Origin of the sequence: Bacillus sp. JJ1609 (assembly GCF_036967045.1) — a bacterium.
Classification (GTDB): domain Bacteria; phylum Bacillota; class Bacilli; order Bacillales; family Cytobacillaceae; genus Mesobacillus.
The window spans coordinates 1-20,387 of sequence record NZ_JBALSS010000018.1 but is presented as its reverse complement, the minus strand read 5'-3'; the positions used below and the strand labels follow the sequence as shown (position 1 = coordinate 20,387).

Sequence of the window (20,387 nt, the reverse complement as noted above, 5' to 3'; positions counted from 1 at the left end):
TTCACCCCAATAATTCAAAATGATAGGAAACAGCTGACAGTACATATAATGGCGCTGTTTCTGTACGCAAGATGCGCGGTCCAAGACCACATGATTCAAAGCCGTTTTCTGCAAGAAGGGAAACCTCCTCGGAAGTCAATCCGCCTTCCGGACCAAAGACGATCAGGAGGCTGTCGCCTGCCTGCATTTTCTTTAGAGTTGAAGAAAGGACCGACGCTTCACCCTCCCTTGCTTCCTCCTCATAGGCTATAAGCTTATGCTCGTACTTACTGCTGGCCTTAATAAGTTCTTTGACACTAACCGGTTCTTTTACATTGGGAATTCTGATGCGATGAGACTGTTCAGCAGCTTCTTTGGCAATTTTTTGCCACCGTTCAATCTTTTTGGCGGCTTTCTTGCCATCCCATTTGACAACTGAGCGGGATGCGGTGAAGGGGACAAATTCATAGGCACCAAGTTCTGTGCCCTTCTGGATAATCAATTCGAGCTTATCCCCTTTAGGCAGACCGCTCGCTATAACAACATGGACCGGCAGCTCAGAGGTTCCTTCTTCCCATTTTACAACGTTTGCCACAACCATTTCATCGGTAATTTCTGCAATAAGGCAAATCGCGCTTTTTCCCTCTGGCAAAACACAAATAATTTGATCCCCAGCCTTCATTCTCATGACACGTACAATGTGATGATAATCATCGCCATTAATAATGAATCGTTCCGTGCTTTCTTGTCCATCAATAAAATAACGCTGCACCACAGCACCTGCTTTCCAATCAAAATGAGGCTGTTTACTAATAAAAGACAGAAAAAAGGGGTATTGCATGTTCCCCTTTTCCCTAGATTATTTCTTTTTGCCTATGATTGCAACCCAGTCTTCCATTGCAATAATTTCTTCAATTTCAAAACCAGCGTTGATCATCGCATCCTTAACAACTTCTTTTTTCTGCTGGATGATTCCAGAGGTAATGAAATAGCCGCCATTTTTCACAATTTTGCCGGCATCATCAGCGAACCTGAGAATCACTTCAGCCAAGATATTCGCGACAACTATGTCTGCTCCCTCTGCTACACCATCTAAAAGGTTGTTTTGGGATACTGTTGCGCCTTCCTGAACTTTGTTTAGTTTAATGTTCAGTTTCGCTACTTGAACAGCTACATCATCAAGGTCCATCGCCTCGACTTTTATAGCACCAAGTTTTGCAGCCGCGATGCTCAGAACCCCTGAACCTGTACCAACATCAACGACGCGGTCGCCAGGTTTAACAGTTCTTTCAAGTGCCTGGATGCACATAACCGTAGTCGGGTGTGTGCCTGTTCCAAAAGCCATTCCTGGATCTAGTTCAATGATTAATTCATCGGTATGGACTGGCGTATAGTCTTCCCAGGTAGGGACAATCGTGAACTTTTCGGAAATTTTTACCGGGTTGTAATACTTCTTCCAGGCAGTTGCCCATTCTTCCTCATTTACCTCACTGATTGATACCTTGTTCATTCCGATATCGATATTATAGATAATCAGGTTATTAATTGCTTCTTTAATTTCATCAACTGTTTCTCCAAGAAAGCTGTTAACCGGGAGATAAGCTTTGATGATGACACCTTCTTCAGGATAATCGTCTGGATTAAGTTGGTATATTTCTCCGAACTGGTCCTCTCTTTCCTTCACAAGCTCAAGCGGATCTTCAATCACTACCCCACTTGCTCCTGCCTCGTGCAGGATATTTGAAATCGGCTCAACCGCTTCATTTGTTGTTAAAATGCTGATTTCAGACCATTTCATTTACACCAGCTCCATTCAATTAATCACCTTTAAAGGCTCGTTTTACTTTTGAGAAAAAGCTTTCTTCATGCTCCCCAATCGGCGATTGGCCACTGACGTCCGCAAATTCCCTTAATAGCTGCTTTTGTTTCTCAGACAGCTTTGTAGGTGTAACAATTCGGACAAGAACATGCTGATCACCTGTACCATATCCACGGACATTAGGGACTCCCTTGCCTTTTAAGCGGAATTTAGTCCCAGTTTGAGTGCCTGTTGGGATTTTCAGTTTCACCTTGCCATGCAGTGTAGGCACTTCTACTTCGTCACCTAATGCTGCCTGGACAAATGTGATTGGCATTTCACAATAGATATCATCGCCATCACGTTCAAAGAATTCATGTGATCTTATGTGGAAAACAATATAAAGATCTCCAGAAGGTCCACCGTTAATACCAGCTTCCCCTTTTCCGGCAACTCTTAACTGCTGGCCATCATCTACACCTGCAGGAATTTTCACATGAATTTTATTACGTCTTGTAACTTTTCCTGCTCCAGAACAAGTTGAGCATTTTTCTTTGATTTCTTTGCCGGTACCATTGCAGTAATTGCAGACACGGCGATTGACAATACGTCCAAATGGAGTATTTTGCTCAACATTCAGCTGACCACTGCCGTGGCAATGTTTACATGTATCAACTTTAGTTCCTGGCTTGGCTCCTGAACCGTTACATGTATCACATGTTTCTTCTCGAGGAATCTCGATATCCGTTTCCTTGCCGAATACTGCTTCTTCGAACTTCAAAGTCATTGTATATTGAAGATCAGCACCTTGCCTTGGCGCATTAGGATCACGGCGTCTGCCGCCTCCTCCACCGCCAAAGAAAGAATTAAAGATATCTTCGAATCCGCCGAACCCGCCGCCAAAGTCTCCCCCGCCAAAGCCCTGGTTCGGATCAACATGGCCAAATTGGTCATATTGGGCACGCTTTTGGTCGTCGCTCAGCACTTCATATGCTTCTTTAACTTCTTTGAATTTTTCGTCTGCTCCCGGCTCTTTATTGATGTCCGGATGGAATTGTTTAGAAAGCTTTCGATACGCTTTCTTTAGTTCATCCTTGGAAGCCGATTTGCTAACTCCCAGGACTTCATAGTAATCCCGTTTGCTCATGATTACCACTCCCGAATCTTTTCACATAAAGATAATTCTAACATTCCCGTATATTCATGCGCAATATTTAAAACATCTATTATGCGTTATTTTAGTAGTCCAAATTCTTTGTCGTCGATACAAACAAAAAGCCAAAGCCAAGTATGACCTGACTTTGACTTTTTGTTTGATAATTAATTATTTATCGTCATTTACTTCTTCAAATTCTGCATCTACGATGTTGTCGTCTTTAGGACCATCTTGGCCAGGTGCACCTTGTTGCGCCTGAGCTTGCTTAGCAGCTTCTTCATAAAGCTTCACGCTAAGGTTTTGGACGATTTCCTGCAATGCATCCTTCTTAGTGCGGATTTCTTCGATGTCGTTCTTCTCGATTGCAGCCTTCAGCTCATCTTTCGCATCAGTTGCATTCTTAACATCAGCTTCGTCCACTTTTCCTTCAAGATCTTTTAAAGTCTTTTCAGCTGTGAATACTAACTGGTCAGCTTCATTGCGAAGCTCAACTTCTTCTTTAAGCTTCTTGTCCGCTTCAGCATTTTCTTCAGCTTCTCTTACCATGCGTTCGATTTCGTCGTCAGAAAGTCCAGTAGAAGACTTGATAGTGATTTGCTGTTCTTTGTTTGTACCAAGGTCCTTCGCGCGAACGTTAACGATACCGTTTTTATCGATATCAAAAGTAACTTCGATCTGAGGAATTCCACGTGGAGCTGGCGGAATGTCAGTCAATTGGAAACGACCAAGAGTTTTATTGGCAGAAGCCATTGGACGCTCACCTTGAAGTACGTGGATATCTACAGCAGTCTGGCTGTCTGCAGCTGTTGAGAATACCTGAGATTTAGATGTTGGAATGGTTGTGTTACGGTCAATAAGCTTAGTGAATACTCCGCCCATTGTCTCAATACCAAGTGAAAGCGGAGTAACGTCCAGCAAGACTACATCCTTAACATCACCAGAGATTACACCGCCCTGGATTGCCGCACCCATTGCTACAACTTCATCAGGGTTAACACCTCTGTGTGGCTCTTTTCCAGTTTCTTTCTTGATTGCTTCCTGAACAGCAGGAATACGAGTTGATCCGCCGACAAGAATTACTTTATCAAGCTCTGATGGGCTTAAGCCAGCATCTTTAAGTGCCTGACGAGTTGGTCCCATAGTACGCTCTACCAATCCAGCAGAAAGCTCTTCGAATTTTGCACGAGTCATGTTCACTTCAAGGTGAAGTGGTCCTGCTTCTCCTGCTGTGATGAATGGAAGAGAAATCTGGGTAGAAGTTACACCAGAAAGATCCTTCTTCGCTTTTTCAGCTGCATCCTTTAAGCGCTGAAGAGCCATTTTGTCTTTTGAAAGATCGATGCCGTTTTCTTTTTTGAATTGCTCTACCAAATAGTCAATGATTACCTGGTCAAAGTCATCGCCGCCAAGACGATTGTCACCAGCAGTAGCTTTCACTTCAAATACTCCATCGCCCAATTCAAGGATGGAAACGTCAAACGTACCGCCACCAAGATCATAAACCAGGATAGTCTGGTCTTCGTCCATTTTGTCTAGACCGTAAGCAAGGGCAGCTGCTGTTGGCTCGTTGATGATACGTTCAACTTCAAGACCGGCAATTCTTCCTGCATCCTTAGTTGCCTGACGTTCTGCATCATTGAAATATGCTGGAACTGTAATGACAGCCTTTGTTACAGGCTCACCAAGATAGTCTTCTGCATAAGACTTCAAGTATTGAAGAATGACAGCTGATAATTCCTGAGGCGAGTATTCCTTGCCCTCAGCTTCAACTTTATGGTCTGTACCCATGTGACGCTTAATTGAAATGATTGTATTAGGGTTTGTGATAGCCTGGCGCTTAGCAACCTCGCCTACCTGGCGCTCGCCATTTTTAAATGCTATAACCGAAGGTGTAGTTCTGTTTCCTTCTGGATTTGGAATAACCTTTGGTTCGCCGCCTTCAAGTACGGCAACACAAGAGTTAGTTGTACCTAAGTCAATACCGATAATTTTACTCATATTTATTACCTCCTAGCTAAAATATGTAACCGCGATTATTGGTTCACTTTTACCATTGCTGGACGAATTACGCGGTCTTTAAGCATATAGCCTTTTTGAAACTCTTCAACTACGATGTTAGAACCGAAATTTTCATCTTCAGCCTGCATAACGGCCTGGTGAAGATGTGGATCAAATTCTTTTCCAACAGCTTCAATTTCTTCAACACCCTCATTTTTAAGAGCATCCAGCAAGCTGCGGTAAACCATTTCTACTCCCTGCATAAGGGATTTTGCCTGTTCGTTATCTACTTCCATCTTCATCGCTCTCTCAAAATTATCGATAGCCGGTAGCAGATCAGTGATTACGCTTTGTGCTCTATATTTAGCGCTCGCTTCAAGTTCAATCCTTGATCGGCGGCGGAAGTTATCAAAGTCAGCCTGAAGGCGCAGGTAACGGTTGTCAGCATCCTCAAGCTTCGCTTCCAATTCAGCAATTCTAAGCTGAACTGGATCTTGCTCCTGCTCAGGAACCTCTTCAGTTTGTTCAGAAGCTTCATTTTCAGCAAAAACTCCTTCAACCTTCTCGTCTTCAAACTGGCTGTTCAACTCTTGCTCAGTGTTTCTTTCTTCTGTCACGTTAACTCACCTCCCTTAAAGAATGGCGGCCTTGCCGCTGATGTTGGTCGGGCAACGCCCGGCCATACATTTATTTCAATGAAGGATCCAGACGGATCTGGTCTTCATCAGAAAACACATGGAAATTCGGGATGGAACAGGCTGCTCCACCCTTAATCAATATTTCCATGCCTATTTATTTTGATACAGCTCTGTCAACACCTTTGAAAGATCTGTACTGATCAATTGGAGTAAGCTTATTACGCGTGAATATTCCATCCTCGTTGGACCAAGCACAGCAATCGTACCTAGTTTTTCAGCTCCCATCGAATAGGTAGCTGTAATGAGGCTGCAATTTTCCATGGCGGAATTATCATTTTCAGTGCCGATTTTAATGTTGATTCCAGCAGGATTCTTCCTGATCAGCTGATATAGTCCATCCTCTTGCTCAATCATGTTCATAAGACTGCGGATTTTTTCAACATCATTGAATTCTGGCTGGCTCAGGATATTGGTCTTGCCTCCGAAAAACACCTTATCATGCGCAGGCATGTTCAAAGTATCGGTTATTGTATTCAGAAGCAAATCATAGCTGCTTATATGCTGACGCAGCAACACAGCAATTTCCTTATAAATCTTTGAGTTAAGATTTGTAAGGGGGACTCCTGCCAATCGATCATTGAGGATATTGACCATTTTTTCAACATCCGAAGGATCAACACTCGTTGGAAAATGGAACATCCTATTTTCCACATGACCTGTATCCGTTACGATAATCGCGATCGCGGTATCCTTGTTCAACGGGACAATTTGAAGCTTTTTTAATTTATTGTCCTTTACAGCAGGTCCCAAGACAATCGAAGTATAATTGGTCATTTCAGAAAGGATCTTCGCTGATTTTTGAACGATTTTTTCAAGCTCGTAAATTCTTTCAGCAAAAATGGAATTAATCGCAGCCATATCTGAATGATTCAATTTTTGCGGCAGCAGAAGATTATCAACATAATAACGATACCCTTTCTCCGAAGGAATTCTACCCGAAGAAGTATGGGTTTTTTCAATGAAACCTAAATCCTCTAGATCTGCCATTTCATTTCGGATTGTAGCCGAACTGAAGGTTATTTCATCTTTTTTCGACAAGCTCCTTGAACCTATCGGCTGAGCTGAACGAATAAAGTCATCAACAATCACCTGCAATATTAGCACCTGACGATCTGTTAACAACATCATCACCTCTGTTAGCACTCTATAAGAACGAGTGCTAATTCTAAAAATAATTTATCAATAAACGCTGAGGATGTCAATGATTTGATACCCCAATGAATGATTGAAAAACTTCGTTGCCGAGCATCCGTCCCTGCCGAGTTAAGAAGATACGTTTATCATCCATTTTTAACAGTCCTTTTTCAGACCATTCATTAATTTGCTCAGCAAATAAATGAATTGGATTTTCATTGAATTTTTCCTGAAAATGTCGAACCGATACACCTTCTGTTTTCCTTAGTCCCAGGAACATTTCCTCTTCTATCTTCTCCGCGCGGGAGACTGGGTGCGCATTCATGATTGGCAGCTCATCCTTCGCCAACGGCTCCATATATTTTTTGAGCGGACCGTAGTTGGATTGCCTCATACCGTTTACATAGCTGTGTGCCCCTGCTCCGAATCCATAGTATTCTTCATTATTCCAATAAGTTAAATTATGCCTGCTTTCAAATCCAGGAACAGCAAAGTTGCTGATTTCATATTGATACAGCCCATGAAGCTCCATTTGCTCCATAAGCGTTTCATACATTTCAGCTTCTGCATCCTCTCCAGGAATTGTAAGCTTGCCCTTTTGCATCAGGTTATAAAAAACAGTTTTTGGCTCAATGATCAGTGAATAGCCAGAATAATGGACAAGTCCCAGACCTAGTGCTGTATGAATGGATTCTATGACGTCTTTCTTTGTCTGGCCGGGTAGGCTGTATATAAGATCAACGCTGATATTTTCAAAGCCAACCGCTTTTGCATTGTCGATTGATTCAAAGACATCCTTTGCACGATGGCTCCTGCCAATTCTTTTAAGGAGTTCATCATTGAAGGTTTGTACCCCAAAGCTTAAACGATTAACTCCAGCTTCCTTCAGGATTGTCAGCTTTTCCTTTGATAGATCACCAGGATTCGCTTCGAAGGTATATTCAGTATTTTTGTCGATTCTAAGCTGATTTTGGATTGCCACGACCAGTTTCTCGAGTTGCATCTCATTTAAGGCAGTCGGTGTCCCGCCACCGACAAAGACCGTTTCGAGAACACTTGGATCTCCTTTTACTGTAAGCTCCATTTCCTTTTCTAGCGATTGCAAATATTCATCAACAGGCTGCCCTTTCATGAATACCTTATTAAAATCGCAGTAATGGCAAATATGATGGCAGAATGGAATATGGATGTATGCTGCTTTCATTTATTATTCACTTCCTAAGTGGCCTTTTGCCTTGATTTGTTGATTAACTATTGAAAAAAGAGGCTAGAATCACTTGCCTGCACAAGCACATCCAGCCTCCCTTGCTATTTATTTTATTTCTTTGTATTAGTATCGTCCATTTTAAGAACGGCCATGAAGGCTTCTTGCGGAACTTCAACAGAACCAACCTGCTTCATCCGTTTCTTACCTTCTTTTTGCTTATCAAGAAGCTTTCGTTTACGTGAGATATCCCCACCGTAACATTTAGCCAATACGTTTTTGCGCATAGCTTTAATCGTAGAACGAGCCACGATTTTTTGACCGATTGCTGCCTGGATTGGAACCTCAAACTGCTGTCGAGGAATTAGATCCTTCAATTTCTCAACGATGATCTTTCCGCGTTCATATGCGAAATCATTGTGAACGATGAAACTCAAGGCATCTACTTTTTCAGCATTTAAAAGGATATCCATTTTAACAAGCTTAGATGGTTTATAGCCAATCAATTCATAGTCAAATGATGCATAGCCTTTCGTACTTGACTTAAGCTGGTCAAAGAAATCATAAACGATTTCGGATAACGGTATTTCATATACGATATTCACACGTGTTTCGTCCATAAATTGCATATCTATGAAAATTCCGCGTTTTTCCTGACAAAGCTCCATGATTGCACCGACATAATCATTCGGTGCCATCATTGTTGCTTTTACATAAGGCTCTTCAACGCGTGCAATCTTTTGAGGGTCTGGCATGTTTGAAGGGTTATCAACCTTCACTTCAGAACCGTCAGTCATGATAACATCGTAAATAACACTTGGTGCTGTGGTGATTAGATCAATTTTAAATTCACGTTCGATCCGCTCCTGGATGATTTCCATATGAAGAAGACCAAGGAATCCGCAGCGGAATCCAAATCCTAGTGCCTGTGATGTTTCCGGCTCAAATTGAAGTGCTGAATCGTTGAGTTCAAGTTTTTCAAGAGCTTCTCTTAAATCGTTGAATTTAGCACTATCAATTGGATATAAACCGCAATATACCATTGGATTCAAGCGGCGATATCCTGGAAGCGGTTCAGTTGCACCGTTCTTCGCATTGGTGATTGTATCACCGACACGCGTGTCGCCAACATTTTTAATAGCAGCAGTTAAAAATCCTACATCACCAACAGTCAATTCTGCAGAAGGAGTCGATTTTGGAGTAAACACTCCTACCTCTGTCACTTCAAATTCCTTGCCTGTCGCCATCATCTTAACTTTATCTCCAACCTTGACCGTACCATCGACCACCCGAATATAGGCTACAACACCACGGTAGGCATCATATAGAGAGTCAAAAATCAAGGCTTTCAAAGGTGCATCGGGATCCCCTTCCGGAGCCGGAACCTTCGCAACGATTTGTTCAAGGATTTCTTCAATCCCAATTCCTGCTTTTGCAGACGCAAGAACAGCTTCAGAAGCATCCAAACCGATTACTTCTTCAATCTCATTTCGAACCCGTTCAGGATCGGCACTTGGTAAATCGATCTTATTGATGACCGGCACAATCTCCAGGTCATTATCGATTGCCAGGTATACGTTCGCCAATGTCTGGGCTTCAATTCCCTGTGCGGCGTCGACTACAAGTACAGCACCTTCACAAGCAGCCAGGCTTCGTGACACCTCATAAGTGAAGTCGACGTGCCCTGGAGTATCAATCAAATGGAAGGTATAGAGTTCTCCGTCTTTCGCCTTATATTTCAATTGCACTGAATTCAATTTAATCGTAATTCCGCGTTCACGCTCTAAATCCATGGAGTCTAAAAGCTGATCCTTCATCTCACGAGATGTCAACGCATTCGTTTTCTCAAGGATTCTGTCAGCCAATGTGGACTTACCATGGTCAATATGGGCGATAATCGAAAAATTTCGTATTTTACTTTGTCTTTTAAGTCTATCTTCTCTGTTCATTGCGTTTCACTCCTACTATACTCGCGCATGTACACTATTGTTGATTATATCAGCAGGAATATCAAGATTCAATGAAAAACGAAAAGTGCAGTCTACATACATATTGGATTGATCGAGATTTTTATCTTTTTTAAACCCTGTTGATTGTAGTGGAAGGCGCGTAGACTCCTGCGGACTCAGCGCCAGACCCGCGGAAAGCGAAGCGCCTGAAACGAAAATCAACAGCCTTGTTTAACAGAGACATCCATGCTAATGAAAATTCGCACCATGGTGAATGAAATGATGCATTTTTTCCTATAATGATTTCTCATTTTTTTATTGTGCATATTTTCAGGTTAGCCTATCTTAAAAACATGAAAATTGTCTAGTTCACTTTCTAAAATAGGCTACGAGCTGTATATGTACTAAAACGTTCACTGGATATTTGTATACTTTTCCATAAAAATAGAGGAGAAAGGATGTGGATCATGTTATTTAAAAAGGAACGCTCTGAATCAGAAGAATTAAGAGGTTTGAAGGCATTGGATTTTCGGATGGATTTGGCGGAAAAAGACAAACAGTATTATTTAAATCTCCAAAAAGGATTCGAAGGCGAGGTTATGTTTGATAAATATCTGCACAAAATCGGAATAGAATCTTATGTGCTCAATGATTTACTTTTTGAGTTGAGTCATTCTCATTTTCAAATTGACTCTCTGATGATTTCCGAGAATCTCACTTATCTATTTGAGGTGAAGAACTACGAAGGAGAATTTTATTTTGAAGGTGACAAATTCAAGAAGAAAAACGGATCCGAAGTAAAAAATCCTTGGCTCCAATTAGAGAGGAACGAATCACTTTTAAGACAGCTTTTTAATAGTATTGGCGTAAAAACCCCCATAGCTGCATTTCTCGTTTTTATTAATCCCGAATTCACTTTATACCATGCCCCCCTTGACCGGCGAACCCTCCTCCCAACTAATCTCAATCGTTTTATTAAACAAATTAATAATCAGAAGTCGATTTTGAATAACCAGCATGACAGACTATCGGAAAAATTACTTTCATCCCATTTAACGAAATCCCCTTTCACCAAAATACCCCAGTATGATTATGCCCAATTGCGAAAAGGAATGTTTTGCCAGTCATGCGGTACGGTAATGGAAGAATATCGCCTGGTCATATTAACATGTAATAAATGCGGAAAGCATGAGAATACGAAAAACGCTCTCTTACGATGTATTGAGGAGTATCAGATCTTATATCCAACTAAAAAGATCACTACGAATATCATCTATGAATGGAGTGGCGGTATTTTTCCGAAGAAAACAATCAGAAAGATATTGAAGGAGAAATTCATAGTTTTTGGTTCGGGACAATGGTCATACTATGAATAATTTTTTAATTTTTGGTTTGGTCACCAATGATATCATTGGTGACCTTTTTTAACGTCAATGAAATCATTGGTATATCTAAATTCTATATTATTGCTTTTACAGGCATTGATAGGCTTCGTTAATGTCTGAATTTTCCGTTATTTTACTTTTTCTGATGCTAATAGGCTTCATGAGTGTCCAGATTTTCCATTATATTACTATTAAAAACTCTAATAAGCTTCATTAGTGTCCCTGTTTCCCATTATCTTACTTTTACAGGTACTAATAAGCTTCATTAGTGCTCATAATTTCCATCATCTTACTTTTTCGGACTCTAATAGGCCTCGTTATTGCCTGAATTTTCCATAAACTTACTTCCGCGGGCACTAATAGACTTCATTAGTGTCCCTGTTTCCCATTATCTTACTTTTTCACGCGCTAATAGGCTTCATTGGTGACCCACTTTTCCATTATTTTGCTTTTCCTGGCGCTAATAGGCTTCATTAATGCATGGATTTTCCATTATATTACTATTACAAACTCTAATAAGCTTCATNNAAACTCTAATAAGCTTCATTAGTGTCCGGATTTTCCATGATCTTACTTTCTCGGAAACTAATAAGCTTCGTTAACGCTCATAATTTCCATTATCTTACTTTTCCCGGACGCTAATAGGCTTCATGAATGTCCGGATTTTCCATTATCTTACTTCCCCCGCGCTAATAGGCTTCATTGATGACCTATTTTACCCCACCCCCGCTTTCCCGGTGCCAATCAGCTTCATTGGTCACCTGTCTTTCCCCATCCACCCATTTTTGGTCACAGTATCGAGCCTAAAAACAGAAAAACAGCGGGCCATCACCCGCTGCTTCTACTTCCTTGTTAGCAAATCCACTGTTTTTTCCATTACATAAGATATTCCTTCAGCGAGGTTTTTGCCTATTGATGAGAAAAAATTGAATGCTTTCATTTCCTCTAGTTTTTTTCTTTTTTGTCCGAGGTCATGGCTTGAAACATCATTACCAAGTATCGCGCTCTTAATTGATCCATCATCCTCTTCTTTAATCGTAAAAGCACTTTTGAATTGGGGATCATCATAACCCTTCATTTTATGAATTCCTTCATTTGCCTGCTGCATGCCGAACAAAACGGATATGAACATTAGGGAAGCAAGCATCATGCTTTTCAGCATAAACATTTTCATCTCGATCACCTAGCCAACTATTTATTTCTTATTCGGCGGTACTTGTGCAGGTGCCCCTACTTTTTCTGCCTGCCAATAAAATTCGCTGAAGACATCGGCCAGTGCATCTGCTGAACGATTCAACTCTTCAAACGTATTATCTACCCCGCCAAACTCAATTAAAATTGCATTTTGTGATAAGTCCTGGTTAAATTTACCATTAGTGGTTGCGCCCTTTTTCTCAACGACTCCCCTGCTAAGACCTTTTCCATATTTTTTATCCAGAAGATGGTGAAGCTCTTTCGCTAATGCAAGATTCTTTTCATGGTTCGCATTTTCTCCGCCGATAACAAAGGCGACTTTGGCATATGATTTCCCATTGATTTGAATGGTCGTTTTCTCTTTGCGGTACCCGTCCCGGTGGATATCGATAAAATATTGCAGATTCCGGTCACCAGTCATTGCGGCTTCGACAACTGGCCGTGATTCCTGATAAGCTTTGCCAAATCCAAGACCCTTCTTATTCAAGTTGGCCATTACATCTGTTTTATCAACAGTTGTTCCGATTCCACGTTTCTCTAGTCCGGCTTTCAGATGGTCGCCCACTTTAGTAACATTCACTTTTGAATGATATGCTTTATCTGGGTCTGTTACACCCTTTAAGTACGGGAGATACGATTCCCTTGTGTGTGTAAAATAAATATATACTGCTTTCCGTCCTCCAGTAGTTAAAGTCGGAGCTCCTGTATCATTCTGTGGGACAGGTGGAAGTTCATCGGTATTTTGCAATGCAGCCTCCTGGTCTGCTTTCAATATTTCAACAGGAGGTGCGGATTCCATTGGCATATTCGTATAATTGGTACCTTCACCAGCCACAAGTATTTTCCCATCAAACAGTGAGAATCCCGGCAGTTCCCTACCGAGCAAGCTCCTGGGGTCATCAAGATTAATATTGGTAGACAGTTTGAACATCACAGTCGACAGCTTAGGAGCTTCAATTTCTTTAGGCAGCGCTTCTAGAAATTGGTGGTTCTCCCACCCCATCAGAGAGAACAGCAGCTGGCCATTCAAATTCATAGCTGCCTGATTAACTGAATCGGACGATATTCGATATTCAGGACGGAGTGAAGTCATGACTCCACTGATTGAAAATATGCCAATGAGAAAGAATACAAATGCTAGGGCTGCTTTTACCAGATGAGTACCTTGGACTGCTACAATTATTCCAGATCGTTTACTAAGTCTCATTGTTCCACCTCTCTGTGCAAGTCTAGTAAATGTTATGACTTTGCTAGAGAAGATAGAACCAGTAATCTCATCTTAATCATATTGAAATAATTGTTGAAAATTCCTCTTTGAAAATTAATTATTCCTAATTCTATATCGCTTGTTTTATCTAAAGTCTGTGTTTGAACTTTTTATTAAAAAACTGGTCAATGGGGATAAGCAATAGTTAAGTAAAGAAATACCACTAATGTGTATACATACCTGAATTATCCTGATCAATGTTTGAGTGGAGTGCAGAATTAAGACCGCCGGCTATTAGATTCGCCATATCCTCAATGAAAACATCAACCTCTTTCGGTGTGACCATCAAATTATGTCCTAAAGGAGATAGTACTTCGTAAATCAGCTTGCGTTTTTCCTCGTCTTCGAGAGTTCCTATCATTCCTAAGAATGTTTGACGGTGCTGAGTTTCTGGCAGATCCTCTTCGGTAAGCTTCTTTCTTTTTCCGAAGCTCATTCCCGCTGGAACGAGTGACCTTGAAGGTTTATTTCCTTCCCTCAATTCCTTGCCAAAATGCTTAAGGATAAAATCAATCGTATCACTTGTGATTGACACTGCATCAACTACAGTTGGTACGCCGATTGCAATTACTGGGATTCCAAGAGTTTCCTTACTCAACTCTTTTCTTTTATTCCCCACACCAGAACCTGGATGGATGCCAGTATCAGAGATTTGAATCGTTGCGTTGACTCTTTCTATTGATCTGGAAGCAAGTGCATCGATCGCGATAACAAAATCAGGCTTTGTTTTTTCAACAACCCCAAATATAATATCTGATGTCTCTATTCCCGTCAGGCCCATAACTCCAGGAGATAATGCACTTACAGGGCGGTAACCCTCATCCACTTGCTCTGGCTGCAGTTCGAATAAGTGCCTTGTAACAAGGAGATTTTCGCATACAAGCGGTCCAAGGGCATCAGGGGTTACATTCCAATTTCCCAAACCAACCACAAGGCATGATGCATCCTTGTTGATTCCTGCCTGCTTTAGGAACTGAGCAAATTCCGAAGCAAAAACCTTTTCTACCTTTCCTTGAAGTTCACTGTCCTGCTGGCGAATCCCGACAACCTCAATCGTTAAATATTGCCCCTGCTTTTTGCCAAGATTTTTTTCACCCTCTGCCGTTACCTCAACAAGCGAAATTTTTATATCATTCTCTTCTTTTTCTTTAATGATCACGCCTTCAATGTGTGAAAGATTTTCCTGTGAATGGACTGTTGCTGCCTGGTCTGCGAGCACCATTTCCCTTGCCTCTACTGCCAGGTCTGTCCTGATTGAATACATGCTCAAATCTACGGATTCCTTCATTGTCCCATTCCTCCACATACAGTTTGGCTGTTGCCAGTATACTATTGCCTATCTTTTCCTTTTACATAAAAAAACATTCACGATACACTAGACTTAAATTAAAGCAGAGTATTGCATTATTAACCCCTATTTGATAAAATATCATTTGTTCTTAATAAATAAGAAATGTACTGGAAAAGTCGAGTTCCATAAAATCTCGATGCTTTTTTAGGAGGTGAACGGAATGCCAAACATTAAATCTGCAATCAAACGTGTAAAAACTAGTGAAGCGAGCAAAGCTCAAAACATTACAGTAAAATCTTCTATGCGTACAGCAGTTAAAAAAGCAGAAGCAGCAATCGTGAACAACGATACTGAAGCAAAGGTTTCTTTTGCTGAAGCAGCTAGCAAGCTTGACAAAGCAGCAGCTAAAGGTCTTATCCACAAAAACGCAGCTTCCCGCAAAAAAGCCCGTTTAATGAAAAAATTAAACGCTAATGGCTAATTTTAAATGCTAATAAAAAAACGACCTTTATGGTCGTTTTTTTATTTTGTATTATTATTTTTCAGGAAAATCAAATGAAATAGAATTCGTATGTAACAAGAATTTTAAAAATACTATTTTCTCCCATTGATCTGAAACAGGATCATTTCGATTAGCATTTCTTTTCTCATTCCGCCTGTCTTCATTTGGTAATCAGCATCTGCCAGCAGTTTAATAATCCTCATCAATTCTTCATCCGAAAAAGAACCTGCCTGTCCTGCAGCAAGTTTTACCCTGAATGGGTGAATTTTCAGTGTTCCCGCTATCTGCTGTTGGCCATATCCTTTTCGGGATAATTCCTTTACTTGATAGATTAGCCTTATCTGTCCAGTAATGACAGAAAGGATCTTAATCGGTTCTTCGTTTTGTTTTAATAAGTCATAATAAATCCTCAATGCACCTTCAACATTTCGGTGGACAACCTTGTCTACCAAGGTGAAAATATTTTGCTCAAGCGACCGAGCTGTCAGTCTGTCGACTATTTCTTTGTTGATTGAACGGCTTTCTCCTGCATATAGGGATAGCTTATCTATTTCTGAAGTGAGCATGAACAGATTTGTTCCAGCTAACGACAATAACAGTTCAATAGCATCTTTTTCAATTTCAACACCACTTAAGGATGCTCTTTCTTTTACCCATGTAACTAATTCTTGTTCGGTTAACTTCTTTGCTTCAATAACGGCTGCTTTTCTTTTTAACTCTTTGGTGATTTTCTTTCGTTCGTCCAATTTTTCATAAGGCGCAGAAAAAACGACAATTGAATATGGTGCAGGCTGTGAAAGATATTCCTCAAGCTTTCCAAGGTTATGTTCCACCTTCCCTTTAGACTTCTCTGAAGTCAAAAAGACAGGGTTCTGCAGGATAACCAGTCTCTTCTCTCCCATGAAGGGAAAGGTTTCCGCATCTTCCAGGGCTACTTCGATCGGCGTTTCTTCTAAATCATAGACGGATAAATTAAAATCCTTTTCTTCATCATCAAGTACATGTTCAATTAACAGCTGCTTGGTTTCATTAATTAAAAATGCTTCTGTTCCATACAATAAATAAACGGGATCTATTTGTTTTTTGCTTATTTTTTTCCAAATGTCCATTACCAATGTCTTTCGCTCCGTTCGTACAGTTTTGCCATATACCTATCGTAAAGAAGCTTGGACATTTTGACAAGCATTCTAAGGGAATTGGCCGCGCCTTTCCGGACCAATTCCCCCATTTATATTGAACGCTGGAATATAAGGCCTAGGATACTTATATAACAGCGGTGCATCTAAGTTAAGATTATTTTAGCCCCAAGCGGGAAAAGTATTTGTGTCAACTCTTGTCAAATTCGAAAATCGTAAGCGCCTTGATCAGCCCCTACAGGCATAAGATAACCTGCGAGGAGGCAGTTCCCAGCTCCCACAACAAGGCGGCTTGTGACCCGAGGAGGCAGGTGCTGGAGCTGGACAATTTTAAGGATGCATTTAACATCCTTAATCAAAATATAGCAGGCAGAAGAATACTGGATTTTTCAAAACAAATCGCTTATACTATTAAGGAAATAGGGGGGTTTTGACTGTGAATCAATTTGAAGAGAATGTCCAAAGCAATCGCAATGACGCTGTTGACTCAGGTGTTGGATTCGGAGTTTCTTTTGGGTTCTTTGCAACAATGTTCATTATTGCTACAGTCGTGCAGTTAATCGGGAGTTAATCACGGCTACATAGGATAAAGTTACGGAGACTGCATTTATAAATGCAGTCTCTTTACTTTTGCGATGAGAAACATGATATTCAAGGAAAGACCTCGTTGCTCTTTGCTATATCCTATGGAACCTGGGTGAAAAATGTTCCTGAATCGCCTTTAAATCTGTATATTACGGCACCAGATAAATCGGTTCGAAATATACGAACTTCTTGTAGATCTAATCGATTCAAAATCTCACCGCTTGGATGACCATACCTGTTCTTTGCCCCGACTGAAATTACAGCATATTCTGGTTTAATGCTTTCGATAAACTCCTTGGAACTTGAATATTTGCTGCCATGATGTCCCACCTTCAAAACATCAATATCAAGGTCCCCAAAATTTTTTAATAAGATTTGTTCACCTTCATTTCCGAGATCACCTGTAAAAAGCCACTTTTTCCCGCCAATATTTGCAAGGAGAACGACGGATCTTTCATTCCGGTCCCCTGTATTACCCGATGGGTTAAGAATATTGAAGTTCCCGCCTCCTGAATTCCAGCCAGCTCCTGCACCTCCCGAATAAATAGCTGTTCCTTGCCCCAGTGCTTTCTTGATGATATCCAACTCGAGAGTTGACCTTTCCGTTTCCCGAGGCAAAATCAACTGCTTAATCCGTAGTTCATTGAATAGAGCGGATGCGCCTCCGATATGGTCTGCATCCCCATGAGTAAGGATTAACTTATCGATTTTGCTAATCCCTTCACTTTTAAGCAACGGAAGTACAATGTTCCTTCCTGGGTCATACACTTCCTTTCTTTTCTGCCATCCTTGTTGCTCAAATGCCATGACACCGCCAGTATCAATAAGATAATTCCCCTTGTTGAACGGCATCCTGATTAAAATGCTGTCCCCCTGCCCGACATCAATGAAGATGATTTTACCGTACGGATTTATATAAGGAATGATTATTTGTACTAGGAGTGGAAGGATTGGCAGTATGTATTGCCAGCTCTTCGGCTTTAACCCTTTTGATATTGTTTTTTCCCAAAGAATGAAAAATATTGGAATCATGAGGATTTGCAAAATCAATATGCTCGTTCCTGGCTTGCCTATGATGATTGAGGAACCAGGGACTTCAGCAAGCAAAATTGATATCCTGTTAACCAGATGAATGAGATTCTCGAGTAATGTTACGTATAAGACTGGAAGGCTTCCAAATAAGGAATAAGCTATGTAGGTGACCAGCAGCAGAGGAAGAATAATGAAGGAAAATAGCGGTACGAATAGAAGATTTGCAAGCACGGATATTAGCGGTATTTCATAAAAGGAAGAAAGAATGATCGGCAAGCTCGCTAGTTGTGAAATAATAGATGCAGCTGCAGTTTGGCGGGGAAAGGATTTAAATTCTGTAAGTATCTTTGGTGCTGAGATTACAAGGGAAAGGCTGACTAAAAAGGAAAGCTGAAATCCTATGTCATAAATAAGATAAGGCTGGCTGAAGGCCATCAGCATAAATGCCATCGAAATGGCATCAAGCGGAGTAAGCTGCCAACGATGCCGCCTTGCACTGATCAATAACATTAGCATGGCTGCCGCTCTCAATACCGGGGGTGCTAAACCAGTTACAACTGAATAAAGCGGAAGGAAAATCAGCATCAATAACTCTGTTTTTTCCTTTGTAATACCGAGTCTAATACAAGTGAAATACAGCATTCCCACGAGGAGTCCAACATGCAATCCAGATATAGCCAGCAAATGGACAACCCCAATTTTCTGGTATGACCTTTCAATTTCAGGATTAAAAAGATCTCTGACTCCAAACAATAGAGCTGCTGTAAGTGCTGCGGTTTCTTCTGATAAACGCTCTTCCATCCTGTAAATTTCTTTCTGCCTGAATCTTTTAAGTGCAGGCACAATTCCACTCGATGTATCGATGCAAAGTTCTGCAGGCAATCGGTCTACATCGACAACCCAGTAGATTTGCTTTCGATTCAAATATTTTCGATAATCGAAGGCATGGGGATTTCGGGCTTCAGGAGGAATCTCGAGACTGCCAGATGCTTGACATGCTGTTCCAGGAAACAACTGCTTATTTAAACTCTGTTTTTCATCTTCCGTTTTGATCCTGTACCTGACGGCCACTTTTTCCTGACTGGGGTACAATTTTGCATACGCAAAAAGGAGATTACCGTCCATTTTAATTTCATTTTCAAAGAAAATCAGGAAGTCTTGTTCATTACCGGATAAATTGGTTATCATGTTTCCTTTCTCAAATGATCCAGCAGCGATGTAGATTACAAAGCAAATACCTAGAAGTATTAACATAGCTTCAGTAAACTTTTTTATCCAATTCAGGAAGATGATCGCCAGCAAGAACAATCCTCCATATATGACATAATTCTCAAGCACAGTTAGCAGACCCAATAATGAGAAGACTGCAAAGTAAAACATTTGCCCTTTAATACGAACTTTACGGTCAGGCTTCATGACCATCTTTTGTGGCTCTTTTCTATAGTTAATTTGTTCAGTTCTCCATCCCTATTTTGATAAGTGAACAACTTCGACATCTCTGAGAAAAATTTCATTCCATTTATTCGGATAGGCGCTGCGGTAAACCACTCTTTTTATGCCGGATTGCGCCAGGGTTTTAGCACATTTTTCACAAGGCTCATGAGTTACGAAGGCTGTTGCTCCTTGTAATAAGCCTCTATCAGCATGCAGGACCGCATTTTCTTCTGCGTGGAGAGTCCTGATGCATCTTCCCTGCTCATTAATCAAACAGCCTACATCTTCACAATGCTCATGTCCGTGTATTGACCCATTATAACCAGTCGATACGATATGCTTATCCTTAACAATTACACAGCCAACATGCAGCCGAGGACAAGTTGAACGCGTCCCTACCTCATCTGCAATATCCAAAAAATACTCATCCCAACTCTTTCTTCCCATGCTGTTTTCTCCCTTCGAAATGCTAATTGCCATTCTAATATTAATGGCTCTGTTAAACAAGGCTGTTGATTTTCGTTCCAGGCGCTTCGCTTTCCGCGGGGCTGGCGCTGAGCCTCCTCGTCGCTTCGCTCCTGCGGGGTCTCACCTGTCCAGCTAAGCCCGCAGGACATTGAATAGCTTCCTCGAATCTGCCCACGC

At 41.0% G+C, this 20,387-nt stretch carries 18 protein-coding genes and 1 pseudogene; 4 read left to right on the top strand and 15 right to left on the bottom strand.

The features are described from left to right. Position 1 precedes the first annotated feature (1 nt). From V7654_RS14145 to lepA, 8 genes are all read right to left on the bottom strand, one after another. The gene (locus tag V7654_RS14145; RefSeq protein ID WP_335431086.1) at positions 2 to 751 is read right to left on the bottom strand and encodes a 16S rRNA (uracil(1498)-N(3))-methyltransferase; all 750 of its coding nucleotides are present in this window, start codon (positions 749 to 751) and stop codon (positions 2 to 4) included. Positions 752 to 838: 87 nt separating this feature from the next. Beyond that, a complete protein-coding gene (gene prmA, locus V7654_RS14140) occupies positions 839 to 1,777 on the bottom strand; it encodes a 50S ribosomal protein L11 methyltransferase (RefSeq protein ID WP_335431084.1) in 939 nt (312 codons plus the stop codon). A gap of 19 nt (positions 1,778 to 1,796) precedes the next feature. Beyond that, entirely contained in the window at positions 1,797 to 2,924 is a 1,128-nt protein-coding gene (gene dnaJ / locus V7654_RS14135) for a molecular chaperone DnaJ (RefSeq protein WP_335431082.1), read from the bottom strand. Between the two features lie 177 nt (positions 2,925 to 3,101). Next, on the bottom strand, positions 3,102 to 4,931 hold the full coding sequence (dnaK, locus tag V7654_RS14130) for a molecular chaperone DnaK (protein ID WP_335431081.1): 1,830 nt from the start codon (positions 4,929 to 4,931) through the stop codon (positions 3,102 to 3,104). Positions 4,932 to 4,966: 35 nt separating this feature from the next. Then, entirely contained in the window at positions 4,967 to 5,548 is a 582-nt protein-coding gene (gene grpE / locus V7654_RS14125; RefSeq protein WP_335431079.1) for a nucleotide exchange factor GrpE, read from the bottom strand. Positions 5,549 to 5,719: 171 nt separating this feature from the next. Next, positions 5,720 to 6,751 (bottom strand): heat-inducible transcriptional repressor HrcA, encoded by a 1,032-nt coding sequence (hrcA, locus tag V7654_RS14120; RefSeq protein ID WP_335431078.1) that lies wholly within the window; start codon positions 6,749 to 6,751, stop codon positions 5,720 to 5,722. Between the two features lie 76 nt (positions 6,752 to 6,827). After that, a complete protein-coding gene (gene hemW / locus V7654_RS14115) occupies positions 6,828 to 7,967 on the bottom strand; it encodes a radical SAM family heme chaperone HemW (protein ID WP_335431076.1) in 1,140 nt (379 codons plus the stop codon). Positions 7,968 to 8,080: 113 nt separating this feature from the next. Then, positions 8,081 to 9,916 carry a translation elongation factor 4 gene (gene lepA / locus V7654_RS14110; RefSeq protein ID WP_335431075.1) on the bottom strand — a complete coding sequence of 612 codons (1,836 nt, stop codon included), beginning with the start codon at positions 9,914 to 9,916 and terminating at the stop codon, positions 8,081 to 8,083. Between the two features lie 467 nt (positions 9,917 to 10,383). Here lepA and V7654_RS14105 point away from each other — a divergent pair, with 467 nt between their 5' ends. Beyond that, on the top strand, positions 10,384 to 11,292 hold the full coding sequence (locus V7654_RS14105; RefSeq protein WP_335431074.1) for a nuclease-related domain-containing protein: 909 nt from the start codon (positions 10,384 to 10,386) through the stop codon (positions 11,290 to 11,292). A gap of 850 nt (positions 11,293 to 12,142) precedes the next feature. Here V7654_RS14105 and V7654_RS14100 read toward each other — a convergent pair. The 3 genes from V7654_RS14100 to gpr all read right to left on the bottom strand — a co-directional run bounded on the left by V7654_RS14100 (position 12,143) and on the right by gpr (position 15,050). Beyond that, the gene (locus V7654_RS14100) at positions 12,143 to 12,475 is read right to left on the bottom strand and encodes a YqxA family protein (protein ID WP_335431073.1); all 333 of its coding nucleotides are present in this window, start codon (positions 12,473 to 12,475) and stop codon (positions 12,143 to 12,145) included. A 21-nt stretch (positions 12,476 to 12,496) separates the two neighbouring features. Next, positions 12,497 to 13,702: a stage II sporulation protein P gene (gene spoIIP, locus V7654_RS14095; RefSeq protein WP_335431072.1), complete on the bottom strand. Its 1,206-nt coding sequence runs from the start codon at positions 13,700 to 13,702 to the stop codon at positions 12,497 to 12,499. A 223-nt stretch (positions 13,703 to 13,925) separates the two neighbouring features. Then, entirely contained in the window at positions 13,926 to 15,050 is a 1,125-nt protein-coding gene (gene gpr / locus V7654_RS14090; RefSeq protein WP_335431071.1) for a GPR endopeptidase, read from the bottom strand. A 223-nt stretch (positions 15,051 to 15,273) separates the two neighbouring features. Between gpr and rpsT the strand changes: the two genes are divergently transcribed. Next, positions 15,274 to 15,534 carry a 30S ribosomal protein S20 gene (rpsT, locus tag V7654_RS14085; RefSeq protein WP_035209610.1) on the top strand — a complete coding sequence of 87 codons (261 nt, stop codon included), beginning with the start codon at positions 15,274 to 15,276 and terminating at the stop codon, positions 15,532 to 15,534. A 113-nt stretch (positions 15,535 to 15,647) separates the two neighbouring features. On the opposite strand, the gene holA is transcribed toward rpsT, so the two are convergent. Beyond that, complete coding sequence (gene holA, locus V7654_RS14080) at positions 15,648 to 16,670, bottom strand: DNA polymerase III subunit delta (RefSeq protein ID WP_335431070.1); 1,023 nt, start codon at positions 16,668 to 16,670, stop codon at positions 15,648 to 15,650. Positions 16,671 to 16,888: 218 nt separating this feature from the next. Between holA and V7654_RS14075 the strand changes: the two genes are divergently transcribed. Both V7654_RS14075 and V7654_RS14070 read left to right on the top strand, forming a co-directional pair. Continuing rightward, complete coding sequence (locus V7654_RS14075; RefSeq protein WP_335431069.1) at positions 16,889 to 17,125, top strand: hypothetical protein; 237 nt, start codon at positions 16,889 to 16,891, stop codon at positions 17,123 to 17,125. A 2-nt stretch (positions 17,126 to 17,127) separates the two neighbouring features. Beyond that, positions 17,128 to 17,262 (top strand): YqzM family protein, encoded by a 135-nt coding sequence (locus V7654_RS14070; protein ID WP_335431066.1) that lies wholly within the window; start codon positions 17,128 to 17,130, stop codon positions 17,260 to 17,262. Positions 17,263 to 17,375: 113 nt separating this feature from the next. On the opposite strand, the gene V7654_RS14065 is transcribed toward V7654_RS14070, so the two are convergent. From V7654_RS14065 to V7654_RS14055, 3 genes and pseudogenes are all read right to left on the bottom strand, one after another. Continuing rightward, positions 17,376 to 19,730, bottom strand: coding sequence for a DNA internalization-related competence protein ComEC/Rec2 (locus V7654_RS14065; RefSeq protein WP_335431064.1), 2,355 nt, complete (start codon positions 19,728 to 19,730; stop codon positions 17,376 to 17,378). 45 nt (positions 19,731 to 19,775) lie between these two features. Then, a complete protein-coding gene (locus V7654_RS14060) occupies positions 19,776 to 20,189 on the bottom strand; it encodes a deoxycytidylate deaminase (protein ID WP_335431063.1) in 414 nt (137 codons plus the stop codon). Further along, positions 20,138 to 20,387 (bottom strand): annotated as a pseudogene (locus V7654_RS14055) (hypothetical protein); the annotation flags it as partial. The gene V7654_RS14060 and the pseudogene V7654_RS14055, both read right to left, overlap by 52 nt.